This is a genomic window from Sinorhizobium arboris LMG 14919, assembly GCF_000427465.1.
GTDB classification, from domain to species: Bacteria; Pseudomonadota; Alphaproteobacteria; order Rhizobiales; family Rhizobiaceae; genus Sinorhizobium; species Sinorhizobium arboris.
Genome location: NZ_ATYB01000008.1, coordinates 22,299 through 36,469 on the forward strand (window position 1 = coordinate 22,299; position 14,171 = coordinate 36,469).

At 60.2% G+C, this 14,171-nt stretch carries 11 protein-coding genes; 9 read left to right on the forward strand and 2 right to left on the reverse strand.

Annotated elements, in window-relative coordinates:
- The first annotated feature begins 86 nt into the window (after positions 1–86).
- The 4 genes from SINAR_RS0100880 (at position 87) to SINAR_RS0100900 (ending at position 6,904) form a co-directional block, all read left to right on the forward strand.
- Complete coding sequence (locus SINAR_RS0100880) at positions 87–1,532, forward strand: efflux transporter outer membrane subunit (RefSeq protein WP_033056909.1); 1,446 nt, start codon at positions 87–89, stop codon at positions 1,530–1,532.
- Positions 1,532–2,608, forward strand: a complete 1,077-nt coding sequence (locus SINAR_RS0100885; RefSeq protein ID WP_150851966.1) for an efflux RND transporter periplasmic adaptor subunit — start codon at positions 1,532–1,534, stop codon at positions 2,606–2,608. Before SINAR_RS0100880 ends, SINAR_RS0100885 begins: the two co-directional genes overlap by 1 nt.
- Positions 2,605–5,691, forward strand: coding sequence for an efflux RND transporter permease subunit (locus tag SINAR_RS0100890; protein WP_027997279.1), 3,087 nt, complete (start codon positions 2,605–2,607; stop codon positions 5,689–5,691). Before SINAR_RS0100885 ends, SINAR_RS0100890 begins: the two co-directional genes overlap by 4 nt.
- A 409-nt stretch (positions 5,692–6,100) precedes the next feature.
- Complete coding sequence (locus SINAR_RS0100900; protein WP_027997280.1) at positions 6,101–6,904, forward strand: GNAT family N-acetyltransferase; 804 nt, start codon at positions 6,101–6,103, stop codon at positions 6,902–6,904.
- Positions 6,905–6,960: 56 nt separating this feature from the next.
- On the opposite strand, the gene SINAR_RS0100905 is transcribed toward SINAR_RS0100900, so the two are convergent.
- Together SINAR_RS0100905 and SINAR_RS0100910 are read right to left on the reverse strand one after the other, a co-directional pair.
- Positions 6,961–7,347, reverse strand: coding sequence for a GNAT family N-acetyltransferase (locus SINAR_RS0100905; RefSeq protein WP_027997281.1), 387 nt, complete (start codon positions 7,345–7,347; stop codon positions 6,961–6,963).
- 144 nt (positions 7,348–7,491) lie between these two features.
- Positions 7,492–7,986, reverse strand: coding sequence for a hypothetical protein (locus tag SINAR_RS0100910; protein WP_150851967.1), 495 nt, complete (start codon positions 7,984–7,986; stop codon positions 7,492–7,494).
- 118 nt (positions 7,987–8,104) lie between these two features.
- Here SINAR_RS0100910 and SINAR_RS0100920 point away from each other — a divergent pair, with 118 nt between their 5' ends.
- The 5 genes from SINAR_RS0100920 to SINAR_RS0100940 all read left to right on the forward strand — a co-directional run bounded on the left by SINAR_RS0100920 (position 8,105) and on the right by SINAR_RS0100940 (position 13,960).
- On the forward strand, positions 8,105–8,746 hold the full coding sequence (locus SINAR_RS0100920; protein WP_150851968.1) for a hypothetical protein: 642 nt from the start codon (positions 8,105–8,107) through the stop codon (positions 8,744–8,746).
- Entirely contained in the window at positions 8,746–9,426 is a 681-nt protein-coding gene (locus tag SINAR_RS0100925; protein WP_027997284.1) for a hypothetical protein, read from the forward strand. The genes SINAR_RS0100920 and SINAR_RS0100925 overlap by 1 nt, the downstream gene beginning before the upstream one ends.
- 206 nt (positions 9,427–9,632) lie before the next feature.
- Entirely contained in the window at positions 9,633–10,694 is a 1,062-nt protein-coding gene (locus SINAR_RS0100930) for a hypothetical protein (protein ID WP_150851969.1), read from the forward strand.
- Between the two features lie 6 nt (positions 10,695–10,700).
- Positions 10,701–12,728 (forward strand): hypothetical protein, encoded by a 2,028-nt coding sequence (locus SINAR_RS0100935; protein ID WP_027997286.1) that lies wholly within the window; start codon positions 10,701–10,703, stop codon positions 12,726–12,728.
- A gap of 104 nt (positions 12,729–12,832) precedes the next feature.
- Entirely contained in the window at positions 12,833–13,960 is a 1,128-nt protein-coding gene (locus SINAR_RS0100940; RefSeq protein ID WP_150851970.1) for a hypothetical protein, read from the forward strand.
- Positions 13,961–14,171: the final 211 nt, after the last annotated feature.

Below are 14,171 nucleotides of genomic sequence, written 5' to 3' on the forward strand. Positions count from 1 at the left end.
TTTTACCTAACTTAACACTGGCTTGGCCGTACTTAACATTCGACCTGCTACGGACCAGAGGAATTGTCGGTGGTCCGGGCAGGTCAATGAAAACTGCACTCGAAAAGAAACTTTTGCCGTCTGCGGCAGTCACGCTCAGCCTGCTTCTGTCCGGCTGCGCCACATTCGCAGAGCTTCGGCCGACCGAAGTCAAGACCGCAAAGGTCTGGCACGCGACCGTGCCGCATGGCGGCAACGCATCGAGCCTCGTGTCGTGGTGGTCGACCTTCAGCGACCCTTCGTTGACCTCTCTCATCGACTATGCCCAGGAGGAGAACCCCAGCCTTGCCTCGGCCGCCGCCGACATCGACAAGGCGCGCGCAACGCTGGCCTCCGCGCGGGCAAGCCTGTTTCCAGGACTCGACGGTTCAGCCTCCGTCACGCGTTCTGCCACCGACGGCGACGCCGCCAACCGCATTGCCGCCTCGACGACGTCGAGCGGCGGTCTGGATGCGTCGTGGGAGATCGATCTGTTCGGCAAGACGCGGCAAAAGAGCGAGGCGGCTCAGCTCCGGATCCATGAACAGATCGCCAACTGGCACGAGGCGCGTGTCTCGCTCGCCGCCGAAGTGGCCGATTATTATGTTCAGTACCGGGCCTGCCGGCAGCTCGAGAACGCCTACAGCGTCGAACTCGCCTCGCAGCGGGAGACGATCCGGGCGACGGAAACCGCCGCCACCTCCGGCCTCACTTCCACCGCCGACCTGGCCTTGGCACGGGCGAGCGCTGCCTCATCCTCCTCGACACTGACGGCGCAAGAGGCTGAATGCGAAGTCCTGGTCAAAACACTCGCCCAGGTCACCGGCGGTGACGAGGCACGGGTCCGCCAATTGCTGGTCAGGGGCAAGGCGGGCATACCGATGCCGATGAACTTCAAGCTGACCGCAGTGCCGGCCGATGCCCTGCGGCAGCGTCCGGACATCAACGCGCTCGAACTGGAGCTTGCCGCCTCAATTGCCGATGTCGGGGCGGCGAAGGCCGATCTCTATCCGAGCTTGAGCCTTGGCGGTTCAGTGACGATCAGCAGTTCGACGCTGACGGCCGAATCCCTGCCCTGGTCCTTCGGTCCGGCACTGACCATCCCCTTGCTTGATGGTGGATCACGACGGGCAGTCGTCAAGAGTGCGATCGCCGACTACGACACGGCGGTCGCCAACTACAAGTCCGGCGTGCTGAGCGCGATTGCCGAGGTCGAGACCGCGCTTGTTCGGGTCGACAGCACCCGCAGGCGCATCGGTGACGCCAGCAGCGCGGCCCGCAACTACCGGACCTACTTCAACTCGATCGATTCGAACTGGCGGGCGGGCGGCGTCAGCCTGCTCGACCGGGAAGAAGCCCGGCGCTCGGCGCAGTCGGCGGAGATCTCGCTCATCGAAATCCGGCGCGATGCGGTCCGCTACTGGATCGCGCTCTACAAGGCGCTCGGCGGAGGCTGGGACGCCGGCTCCGCTTTGCCGGTTCAGCGCCAGGCAAAGATACAAGGACTTTACTGATGCAGCCTGCCCGTCTTCTGGGTGCCCTGTTCGCCGGGGCGAGCCTAGCTTTCTCAGCCCTGCCTTCCCATGCACAGCAGCAGGAGGAAGCCGCGGCCCTCACCGTGGCCGTCGTGAAGCCGGCGGAACGCCGATGGGCGGAGACCGTGCCGGCGAGCGGCTGGCTAACGCCGTGGCACGAGGCGATCATCGCATCGGAAATCAGCGGCCTTCGTATCACCGACGTTCTCGTCGATGTCGGCTCTGTGGTCTCGAAGGGTCAGCCGCTCGTCCGACTTGCGGACGAGACGGTGCTTGCGGATCTGCGCAAGGAAGAGGCCGCGCTCGAAACGGCGAAAGCCGATCTTGCCAAGGCCAAGGCAAATGCGGACCGGGCGCGCAAGGTGCAGGGCAGCGGCGCGCTTTCGGACGAGAAGGTCACCGAATACCTGATCGCCGAGCAAACCGCCGAGGCGAGCCTCAAGTCCGCGGATGCCACGCTGGACAGCCAGAAGATCAAGATCGATCAGACCACGATCGCCGCGGTCGACGACGGGCAGATCACCTCCCGCTCCGCGCAGCTCGGCGCGGTGGTCTCCTCCGGCACCGAGCTCTTCCGTCTGGTCCGGCAAAGTCGCGTCGAATGGCAGGCCGAGGTCTCGGCACGTTATCTACCCCGCATCAAGGAGGGCCTTGGCACCGTGATCGCCGGGCCTGGCGACCGGCGCATCGCGGGAACGGTCAGGCTGGTCGGGCCGACGGTCAGTACCGACACGGGCCGCGCGATCGTCTATGTCACGCTGCCCGCAGAGGATCATCCTCCCGTCGGCATTTATGTGACGGGGCAGATCGAGCTGCAGTCGACAAGCGCCCTCACCGTACCGGAGACGGCGCTCGTGTTCCGCGACGGCATCAACTACATCTTCACGGTCGATGCGGATCATCGCGCCTCGCGCGTGCGGGTCGAGACCGGACGCCGCAACGCCGGAGAGGTGGAGATCCTGTCCGGCATCGATCGATCAACCTCGGTTGTAAAATCCGGCGGCGCCTTCCTCTCGGACAATGCGCTGGTCAGGGTCGAGGGAGAAGCACAATGAACTTCTCCGCCTGGTCGATCCGCAATCCCGTCCCCGCCATTCTGCTGTTTGTTCTCCTGACGGTGGGTGGGCTGCTCGCCTTCGAGCGGCTCGCGGTCCAGAACTTTCCCGACATGGACCTGCCGACGGTCAAGATCACCGCGACGCTCGAGGGTGCGGCCCCGTCGCAACTGGAGACCGAGGTCGCCCGCAAGATCGAGGACAATCTCGCCTCGCTCAGCCTTCTCGACCATATCACCACGACCATTACGGACGGGTCGGTGTCGATCAGCGTCTCCTTCAAGTTGGAGAAGGACAGCGAGGAGGCCCTCAATGAGGTCCGCAACGCCGTGGACAGCACCACCGATCTGCCTTCGGCCATGGAGACGCCGAGCGTGACGAAGGTCACGGTGCAGGGTTCTCCTCTGATCACCTATGCCGTGCGCTCGACCCGGCTCAACGAAACGGAGCTGTCCTGGTTCGTCGACAACGAGATGACCAAGGCGCTGCTTTCCGTCTCCGGTGTCGGCGATGTCGGCCGCATAGGCGGCATAGACCGCGAAGTACATGTCGACCTCAACCCGCAAATCATGGGATCGCTGGGGATGACGGCCGCAACGGTCTCGTCCCGTCTCAAATCCGTTCAGGCGGACAGTTCGGGCGGTCGCGGCGAGATCGGCGGCAACAGGCAGTCGATCCGCACGCTCGGGGCCGTCGCTTCGACCGAGGAGTTGAAGGCGCTCGCGATCCCGCTGCCGAGCGGCAAGCTGGTGCGCCTCGACGAGATCGGCACGGTGACGGACAGCTTCTCCGACCGCTCCTCGCTCGCCTATCTCGACGGGCAGCCGGTGATCGGCGTTCAGGTTAAGCGCTCGAACGGCTTTTCGGATACCGGCGTCGCGGCCGCCATCCAGGCCGCGATGCGGGACTTCGCGGTCGCCAATCCGGACGTGGAGATCGTCGAGGCCTACAGCACGGTCGGGCCGATCATCGAGAACTACGACGGCTCCATGCACATGCTCTATGAGGGCGCGATCCTCGCCGTCGTGGTCGTCTGGCTATTCCTGCGCGACTGGCGGGCGACCTTCCTGTCAGCGGTGGCTCTGCCCCTGTCGGTCATCCCGACCTTTCTCGCGATGTATTTCGCGGATTTCAGCCTGAATACCGTGACGCTGCTCGCGCTCTCTCTGGTGGTCGGCATCCTCGTCGACGACGCCATCGTGGAAGTCGAAAACATCGCCCGTCACCTCAACATGGGAAAATCGCCGATGGACGCGGCGCTGGAGGCCGCCGACGAGATCGGCCTTGCCGTCATCGCCACGACCTTCACGCTGGTCTCCGTGTTCCTGCCGACCGCCTTCATGAGCGGCATTCCCGGCCTCATCTTCCGCCAGTTCGGTGTGACCGCGGCCGTCGCAGTGCTGGCCTCACTGCTGGTCGCGCGCCTGCTGACGCCGATGATGGCCGCCTACATGATGAAAGCCCATCCGGCCGAAGAGAAGGACGGCCGTATCATGCGCGCCTACATGGCCGTCATGAAAGCCTGCCTCAGCCACCGGAAGCTGACGGTTCTCGGCGTCGGCGTCTTCCTCGGCCTCTCATTATCGGCGATTCCACTTCTCAAATCGGGATTCCTGCCGGCCTCCGACGACGCGCAAACGAAGGTCACGCTCACACTGCAGCCCGGCAGCACTGTCGAGCAGACCGACGCGTTGACGCGCCAGGCCGCGGACATCATCGCGAAGCTGCCGGATGTCACCCGCGTATTCTCCACGGTTGGCAGTGCGTCCTCGGGAGCCGGCCTCGAGTCCTCCACGACGAACGACGTCAGCTCGGCGACGCTCGTCGTCAACCTGACGCCGATCGGCGATCGCGACCGCAAACAGTCCGAGATCGAGAACGACATCCGGCAGGCGCTCGCCGTGCTGCCGGGCCTCAGGGTCGAAGTCGGTTCGGGGGGCAATGGAACGACGCTCGAGATCACGCTTGCCAGTGACGATTCCAATGCCCTCGACCAGGCAGGCAGCGCGCTGGAGGAGCAGTTGCGCACTCTTAAGGGCATAGGCGCCGTTACCTCCAGTGCTTCACTCCAAGCTCCAGAGATCCAGATCGTGCCCGATTTTACGCGGGCGGCGGCACTCGGCGTCACGTCGGAAGCGATTTCCGAAGCGGTCCGCGTCGCGACCAATGGCGATTACTCCTCTTCGATGGCAAAGCTCAACCTGCCGCAACGGCAGGTATCGATCCGCGTGCGGCTCGATCCCGGGAACCGGACGAGACTGGACGACATCGCCAATCTCCGCGTCAGCGGCACGAACGGCAATGTCGATCTCGGCTCCATCGCCGACATTCGCATCGGCGGCAGCCCGTCCGAGATCAACCGCATCGACCGCTCGCGCAACGTCACCCTCTCGGTCGAGCTCAACGGCCGCATCCTCGGCGACGTCAACCGCGAAGCCCAGGTGCTGCCTGCGCTCAAGAACCTGCCGCGGGGTGTTCACCTTATCGAACAGGGCGAATTGCAGCGCAGTTCCGAACTGTTCGAGAGCTTCGGCATCGCCATGGCGATCGGCGTGTTCTGCATCTATGCAGTGCTGGTTCTGCTCTTCCACGATTTCCTGCAGCCGCTGACGATTCTGATGGCGCTGCCGTTGTCGCTCGGGGGCGCGCTTCTACCGCTTATCGTTACCGGCACGAGCTTCTCCATGGCGGCGGTGATCGGGCTGCTCATGCTGATGGGCGTGGTGACGAAGAACTCCATCCTGCTGGTCGAATACGCCATCATGGCGCGGCGCGGCGGTATGTCACGATATGACGCTCTGGTGGACGCCTGCCACAAGCGGGCGCGACCGATCATCATGACCACGATCGCCATGGGATGCGGCATGCTGCCCGTGGCCCTGAGCCTGAGCGGCGGCGATGGGAGCTTCCGCCAGCCCATGGCTATCGTCGTGATCGGTGGGCTGCTGACGTCGACATTCCTCAGTTTGCTGGTCATCCCGGTCATTTTCACGTTTGTCGATGACTTCCTCGAACTCCTCAAACGGCCATTTCGTGGGAATCAGCAGGGAGAATCGGAAGCGGCGCCTGCAAAGGTTGTCTGAGATGACTTGGCGGGCGCGATAGGCGCGTTCGCCACGAAGGCCTCGGAACATCATAGACAACAAGGCCCGCCATGCTTCTCGGCGGCGCCAATCGCCTCGATTAACTGCGGCGATTGGCGGCAAATTTCGTCGCTGGCGTAACGGAAATGGCTCTGTGTCGCCACATAAGCGCGGATTGGGATCAATGAAAATACACGCTTTTCTGCAGCATTCGCACGCAACTACACGAACCCAGGCGCCATAAGTGCGAACTCAAGCACCCCGAGACACCATAAGTGCGAACTCGTTGATATCTGGGCAAACTCGCGAATCTCGTCATTTTTATGCTGACGTCGATCTGCGAAGTGAGCAACCTGTTTCTCGATATTGATTCACGCGGACCGCCGGGTCTCAACACGAAAGAGGCATAATGGCCTATCGGATTATTCCTGCTGACGAGTCTTTGCTCGCAGAGATCGAAACCTGGTTAGACGCCGAAGAGGCCAACTATCAGCGTGCATATCAAGAATGGGAGGAGGCGGATTACCAGGGGGATGCACCGATCCGCGGTTTCCGGTGCAACTGGGATTCAGCAAAGAAGGGATGGCGGGAGGGGCGATCTAAGATCCACTGCCTTATCGTAGATGGTCGAGCTGTAGGTTTCCTCGATGGCACAGATATCCTTGAGATCAATCCCGATCATCGGGGCCATGGCTACGGCCAGATCCTTGCCGACTTCATGATTCAGTCGGCATGGGAGGAAGGAAGGTCGGTGGTCGAAATTGAGATCGCGCCGTCCAGTGCTGAACCATTCTGGAAGCATATGGGCTTTTCGCTTGTAGCAGAGCGAGAGGGATATGGCGGGGGAACTTTCGCCTATAAGATTCTTCCCAGAACCTTCACTCTGGGAGATGGAGATCGCGTCAATTACAAGATCGGCTTCTTCAGCGAGAAAGCACGGTACAGCGATGACCCTAAACCCTTTGCTGAGTTCGTCGGAGACGGCGAGCGCCTTTCCGACGGTCGGATCCAGCTTCCGGAACGCGCATATTGTTTCAACCCGCTGGATGACCAGCACGTGGACTATTTCGTGAAGATCGAGGTCGATGGCGAGGTTATCCATTTCGACAAGGCGAAGTACGAAGAAAGCGGTCTCTGTGGCGTGCAACGCGATGCCGGCTATGACTTCTACATCGAGCGCGTCAATCCTGCCAGCGGCAACGTCGCGAGATGATACTCTGGGTTCCTTCCCGCGGAAGGATCGTAAGCGTCCGGTCCGGCAGTAAGTTGTCACTTCAGCTTTATGAGTCCTGCCTCGGTCTGCCGGAATCCGCAGCTCCGGTAGAAGGAGGTCAGATGCGGTTCGAAGTCGACATGCAACCACTTTGCTCCGCGCTCTCGGGCCACATTTGTGGCCTCTATAACCATGCGAGTAGCGATACCCTTTCTTCGCATCCGAGGGTCGACACAGGTGTCGAGGATAAAGGCGTGGGCACCTCCGTCCCATGCCACGTTTAGGAAGCCGACGAGCCGACCATCTGCATAAGCCCCTATATGCGCGAGGCTGCGCGACAGGACGCCAGAGAAGTCTTTCGGCTCACGGCTGCCCCAAGCTTCTAACCAAAGCATATTGAGGTCGTCTTGGGATGGAAACGGATCAATTCGAAGCAACACCATGTGGCCGCTATCCATTCACTGTTCGGGAGATTGTCGTTGCAAGATGCTCCATGGCAATAGCTCATCGATCGACAGATCTCCACGTAGTCGCAGAAGCCACGCCACCGGCACCACTAGCTTATAGCGGTGCCGGTGGCCGAATTTCTACGGCATCTTGTGCCGGAAGTACGATGCCAAGTTCCCTAGCTCGATTGTGGCCTTGCGGATGTGGCCATCCGTCGAGACCTTGGCGGTCGCCGTGATCTCATCGCCGCTACGTTGCCAACTGAACGATTCCAGAAGTTTCGTGAAGACATCCGCATGCTCCCGATAGACCTTCCAGACCCTCCGGTTGTCGGGCTTGAACCGCGCCTTCAGCAGCAGACCATCCTCCTCGAAGATGACACGGAACGAGAACAGCCTTGTTAACGTGTATACGTAGGTGACGCCATCGCCTGGAACCTCAGGGATTATGAATGACGGGCAATTCTCGCGACCGTAACGGATCAAAGTGCGCCACCGCTCCATTATGTCCGCAGCGGGCTGATGAAGCGGCCCAATCCGCGCCTCGAGCTCTGCCCTGCTTCCAACAGGCCACGCTTCAGCTCCCGATCGAAAGAAATCAAGGCAGCCATGGGATCTGTCATCGCGGGCATTCACATTCTCCTTTGAACTTGGTGCGGCTCGTTCCTTGATTAAAGCTGTAGATTAATCATCGCTACGATGCCTGTGGACTTATCGCCGGTTGATTTACCACATAAAATTGTGCCGACGATACATGGGCCAAGCTGGGGTGGGTATGGCGAACACAGAGTACCGGGATGCCGTGCGGATTCTGTTCCTTCTGAAGGAAGGATCGGAACCCAATCGAGATCTAACCACGTCGGAGGAATATCCACTCAGGTTCGAAGGCGAGACAAGGCTGCAGGCGCTGGACTTCTGGATTCGCTATCCGGACTACCTCGCCGATGAGCTTCTTGCCCAGTTCGACGAGACGGGAGACAGGTTCTTTCTCGATACGGCCCGCGGGATCTTCGACGATGACGAGCCTTCCGAGAAAACGATCCCGATGTTGCGACGGTACTACGGCGCATACGAGCGCCTGGATACGGTGCTGGCGATACTGTCCGTGCGAGGACTCGTGCGGCCGCTCACGCTCCATCATCCGACGACGAATCCTCAGCATTTTCTGGTCAGCAAGGCCGGCGTTGATATCGCCGAGCAGATCGTGCGCGATCATCCGATCTTCGACTGGTACTCTCAGCGGGCACGGTTGGTTCTCCGCGTGGCCAATGGAAGGGGCGGAGCTGTCCTTAAGAAGCGGCAGCATGAGCAGAAGGAATATCACGATGCTCAGGTCGGCGATCTGATTCCCACGATTGCTGAACGGGTTCAAACGAAACTTGCGGAGATCCATTGATGAATACCCCTATTGCGGCACGCGACCAATGGATCGGACAGATCGCCAAGAAGACCGAAATGAGCCCCTCAGAGGTCGAGGGGCTGCTCAAGAAGTACGGCATCGATCCCAGGCTCACGCACTCGGTGCCCAAGCGGTTGCAGATCCTCGCTCTCAATTTCGAGGGCACGAAGACCGGAGACTACGAAACTACTGAAATCGATTTCTCCCAGGAGAACCTGTCGTCCGGTCTTCATGCGTTTGTTTCGAAGCGGAACCTGAAGGGTAAGACCTCGCTCCTGAAGATGATCCGCTGGGGCCTGACAGGCACGCGTGATCTGCCCAAGGACATGGCTGGATGGTTTCGCTCGTTCACCGTCCGGTTCAGCCTCGACAGTGATCTCTACGAGGTTCAGCTTTCGGATCCTGAGAATAGCGTGGGTCGGCTCGTGAAGTTCGCCCGGCAGAAAGAATTCGTTGTCGCAGAATTTTCTGATCAGAAGCAGTTTAACGAATCCATGGACGGATTCTTTCTCCACGAACTGGGTCTTGAGCCGCTTGAAGTCATAGCGGAGCAGCAGGACGGCGGTGTGGAGCAGCGCCACGGCTGGAACTGGCTGTTCGGGGCCCTCTGGATCGATCCGGATCCAAAGGCGGTCTTCGGGGGTGGGGATATCCAGCATGGAAAGCCATCCGGATGATGCAGATGTATCTCGGATTGCCTTGGATCGCGACGCGGGCATCGCTTATCGAAGCTCGAAAGCGGCTCGAGATCGATAATAAGCAGACAACGAAGGCCGCTAGACAGGTATCGAACGCAGCAGCCGCGAGGCTCGCGGAACTTCGGAAAGCGAAAGACGCCATTACATCCGCCCAGAAGGATTCAACGTCGCTTGCGGATTTGCGCATGCGCTTTTCCGACAGCCTCACGAAGTTCATGTCCTCGGCCGAGAAGGTTCGTCGATATATCCTGCTGCTGAACGAGATCGATGCCGATCGCCGCGGTGCCGAGGAGGCCGCGACGGCCGCCACGAGGGAGCTGAACGCTTTCCTCGAGAGCCAGGCTGCCGGCCGCGTATTTAGGAAGCTGAAACCCGTCTCTTGCCCTAGCTGCGAAGAAGTCTACACCGATGCATACCGCGAGGAGCGGGAGCAGCACCACGATTGCGTAGTTTGCGGTCGTGAAGATCATCGCGTCGCCGACGACGTTGAAGGGGTTGAGGCCCGCCTCCGCGAAGCCGTCAACGAAGCAACACAAGAGAGCCGGAGGCTGCGCAGCCGCTTGGTCGATGCAAACAAGCGGAAGGCGGAAGCGGAGGCTGATCGAGAGCGCTTCGATGAGCTGTCGAAGGAACTCGAAAAGGAAATCAAGGCGATCCAGTCACGCCCGGATGGCCAGATGGAGCTCATAAAGCTTTCCGCCCAGATCGAAGAACTCGAGAAGATGGTTAGCGACGAGCCGGTAGTTGAGGTCGATGACATCAAGCTGCTGGACGTCGCAGTAAATGCGACCAAGGACATGTACGACGACGAGCAGCAATCAGTCCTTGGCAAGGTTTCGGACCTGACTGCTGAATTCGCTCGCGCCTTCGGCCTAGACGATCTGAAAAGCGTGAAACTGAAGGGCAACACGCACATGGATGTTCACACGAAGGGCGGCAAGAAGAACTTCGGGGAGTGCACGGCCGGCGAGCGCATGCGCCTCAAGCTGGCCGCGACGCTGGCGTTGATCCAGGTTGCCGAGGAAAGCGGGATTGGGAGGCATCCGGGCGTTCTGCTCGTGGATTCAGTTGGCAGCCACGAAGTGGTCAACGAGAACGTCGTTGCGATCGTGACCGGCCTTGCGAAGCTTCAGTTGTCCCTGCCGACTATCCAGGTGTTCCTTGCCGGGATCCAGAGCGACGCAATCCTGGCGCATGTCCCTTGCGAGAATGTGGTGAAGAATCGGGAAGACGGTTACCTGTGGTAGGCCACCATGCAATACGACGAGATCATGGAAGACATCCTCGCCCGGGAGGCAGTTCCGAGCGTTGACGCGTTTGGCGGGATTGACCGAGTCCTGTCCGATGGAAAGGTCATCGGCGCGTCGATTTTCCCCGATATCTTTGTAGAACTCGTTCTCCCCTTTCGGTCGCTTCGCAAGGCCGATGTCGACCGGTTTATCGAAAACGTATTGATGTCCATCGACCGCGGCGCGGAGCTGGATGCGATTGCCAACTATCTTCTCGCCATCAGCTACGAGGATACCCAGGTCGAGAACGCTGTGTTCCGCCGTCTTCTCGACATCTCCCGGCAGACCAGTCGCTCGGTTCGCCTCCGCGCGGCCGCATTGAAGGCCGCGCTCGGTTTCGCCCGCGACAACTCGATACGTCTGACCCGACTGATCGCCGATCTCGTAGATACCGATCTTGAAGATGATCCGTCGTTCATCGCCCATGCGGCGAGAATAGCCGGTGTCCTCTTGGCAAGGACTCGAAATCCTGCGCTTCTCGAATTTCTGAATGTAGCGAGTGCCGTCAGCGGCTCTGGCGATCAGGTGCACCTGGAACTCGGTCTCGTCGCCCTGCATTCCGCGATCGAAGGGGCCGACCAGACCATCATCCTGCAGCACCTGCGCGATGCCCATCGAGGATTCGCTCACGCCGCTAGCCTGCGCGAAAGCAGATACGACGCGAGGATCTTCGCATCAGCGGTGGAGCTCCTGATCGACTTCCATGAAAACCAGGTCGCGCCAGACTTCGAGACAACCTTGGCCCGTCTCAAGGAAGACGCCTGGGCGTACATGGCCTATTCGGGTGCCGACGCTAAAGATCCAATCCTCGGAGCCCTAGCGAGCCAGACCACGGCTCTCGTCGTGCTTATCGACAAGTTGTCCGAATTGGATCGCCGCCTGAACGATGTCTTTTGGCTGGAAGCGGCAAACCTTATAGAAACGCATCTCCTGTTCGCGTACGAAGCCAACCGGACCGTCTTCGCGGCCGAACCCGGCAAGGGCCTTGACTGCGTCATCAGACCCCAGATCGAAGCCCGGATCTTTGCGAACCATGCGCACGCAATGGCGATCATAGAGTGGATCCGCCAGCATGGTGCGGAACACGACCCCGGCCTCGTCAAAGAACTGAATGAGGTTGCCAGGCGGCTTTTTCGGGAGGGCGGCGGTTTCCCTATCGGCGCGGAAACCGAAAGCCCATCGGTATCCGCCTCGAGAAGCTGGGCACACTTCACTGATCCCGCCACCGACGCGGTACTTCGTGGAATTCTCGAGACAGTCGAGATGCAGCACGCATCCGGTGCAACCAGACCAGTGATGGCGATGATCCAATCGACCGAGGAGGCACTCTCCGGAGTAGCCGACTACAAGGATCCATCGGTAAGGCGAGTGTTCAACACGCTCGTCTACTACATCGCTCTATTCCTCGAGATGAAGCTCGACGGGTCGCGGGAACAGGACAGTTTCTCGAAGTACCTCTTCCAGCACAGTCCACTCCCTGTCGAGAAGGACCTGCAACAGGACTTCCTGCGCCATGGCAAGTCGAACCGCCTTCCGGTCGACGATGAGATCAAGGGCATTGCAGGCGGCCGAGCGGACATCAGGTACAAGGCGGATCCCCACCGGATGATCATCGAGGTGAAGAGGGAGCTGTCTGACGCTTCTTTCGACAATTTGATGCTCTCCTATGGGGATCAGACCGTCATTTACCAGGCTACGAACGTCAAGCTTGGCGTCATGTTGGTCCTGGATCTCTCCAAGCCACACCTGAAGCTCGCCCATATGGACACATGGTACGAGACACGGACGGGCGATCTGCTCGGTGACGGCACTCACAGGGGTGTCCTGGTAGTCAGGATTCCTGGCAGGCGTGGCGTTCCCAGTGCGGCCACCGTCGCCGCCAAAAGCGCGAAGGTTCCCAAGAGCGGCAAAGCGGCCCCAAAGTCTAACGCAGGCAGCCGCGGCGCGAAGGCTCGGCCAGCGCAGACTAGGGCCAGGAAGCCCCAGCCGTGACCTTCGGCCCGATCCAGTCCAAGGTTCACCTCTGATGGAATTGCCATCTGGAAAATGATCGTGAATGATCCTTATCCAGCAGCAACCGACATCAGGGACGAATCGTGTACACCCGCCACCCTCACTCCGAGTTCATGCAGCCGATCCGACGACAAGGAGACGCCGACACCTTCCTGATGGCATGGACCGGTGGGGTGAAGGCAGCGCAGCTCGACCAGAACCGTTGGCGGCTTCTTCCCGTACTGCATGCGGGCCAACCGTATGTGAGCGGGTTCTACACGCAGGCGGAACTCGGTGCGTTCCTAAGGGAACGCGGGTATCGGTTCGTGGCGTTCCAGCAGATAAACTGGAGGTCGGGATCACATTTCTCCCACTGGGCTCCAATCATCCCCGGCGTGCAGAACCACGCTTTCAGCCCATCGGATCTCTGGAGCAACGTCGCTCGCCGCCTGAGTGAGACGCGGACGCGTCCGCTGTTGCGAAGCGGGTTGGAAAAGAGCGAGCAGGATTACCAAGCCATCATGGACGACGCTCAAGAAGACGAACGCCTTGCAAACTCGATCTCGCTGAGCCTCAGAAACCTCGACACCAGCGTGGAGCACATCGCTTCGTTTTACCACGAGGAGCTTATCAACCAGATCGCGGATGGGAACATCGACGGTCGGCGATCCGCTACCATGAGGGACCAGTATCTCTACGAGCAGGTCCACAGCTTCTTCCTCCACCTGGGATCCGTGCGCGACTATCTTGCCGCATTCATCGCCAATCAGATCGGGATGGACAGTCACAAGGTAGATAGCATGGCGCGGCTGGTTGAAAAAATCCGCGGTCCCAATGTGGCATCCTCGCCGCTCCTGCAGGAATTGCAATCATCGGGCAACATCGCCCCGCAAGGCGAACCGTCGACCAAGTGGATGGCCTGCGGTTGGCTCGACGCAGCGACAGATGCGAGAAACGAGTTCGTTCATCGCCGGACTTATGGACAGAAAACCGTGGAACGCATGGGGCATCTCAGGGCGACGGACAGGCCGTCTGGCCTCTTCCGCTACTTCCGGCCGATCAAGCTCACGACGACGGCAGAGAACGATGTCTTCGACGTGATCGTCGAACACTATGAGAACAACAATCGCCTGCTGCACGCATGCGCCAAGTTGTCGGGCCACGACACAAGCATACGGGAACTGGATCCCAATGATGTGATATCGTTCGAAGTCACCAGAACTCGAGCATGAGGCTATTCCGCTGAGGACCTTGACGCCCGCTACTGGCGACCATCAAGTGCGATGGTCCCGCCCTGTTCCGATCGCAGCAGGCGAGGGATTTCGCTTGCCTTCTCGATCTCGATCCCGCTGTCGCTCAATGGAGCACGTCGCCGCCGCTGCTCCGGAACGGCGACGATGAGTATCGGCTCGACTTCCTCGTTCTGACCGGAGAGGGCGGATT

Coding starts and splice junctions, on each gene's coding strand:
- SINAR_RS0100880 (WP_033056909.1), top strand. CDS start 87: ATGAAAACTGCACTCGAAAAGAAACTTTTGCCGTCTGCGGCAGTCACG.
- SINAR_RS0100885 (WP_150851966.1), top strand. CDS start 1,532: ATGCAGCCTGCCCGTCTTCTGGGTGCCCTGTTCGCCGGGGCGAGCCTA.
- SINAR_RS0100890 (WP_027997279.1), top strand. CDS start 2,605: ATGAACTTCTCCGCCTGGTCGATCCGCAATCCCGTCCCCGCCATTCTG.
- SINAR_RS0100900 (WP_027997280.1), top strand. CDS start 6,101: ATGGCCTATCGGATTATTCCTGCTGACGAGTCTTTGCTCGCAGAGATC.
- SINAR_RS0100905 (WP_027997281.1), bottom strand. CDS start 7,347: ATGGTGTTGCTTCGAATTGATCCGTTTCCATCCCAAGACGACCTCAAT.
- SINAR_RS0100920 (WP_150851968.1), top strand. CDS start 8,105: ATGGGCCAAGCTGGGGTGGGTATGGCGAACACAGAGTACCGGGATGCC.
- SINAR_RS0100925 (WP_027997284.1), top strand. CDS start 8,746: ATGAATACCCCTATTGCGGCACGCGACCAATGGATCGGACAGATCGCC.
- SINAR_RS0100930 (WP_150851969.1), top strand. CDS start 9,633: ATGCGCTTTTCCGACAGCCTCACGAAGTTCATGTCCTCGGCCGAGAAG.
- SINAR_RS0100935 (WP_027997286.1), top strand. CDS start 10,701: ATGCAATACGACGAGATCATGGAAGACATCCTCGCCCGGGAGGCAGTT.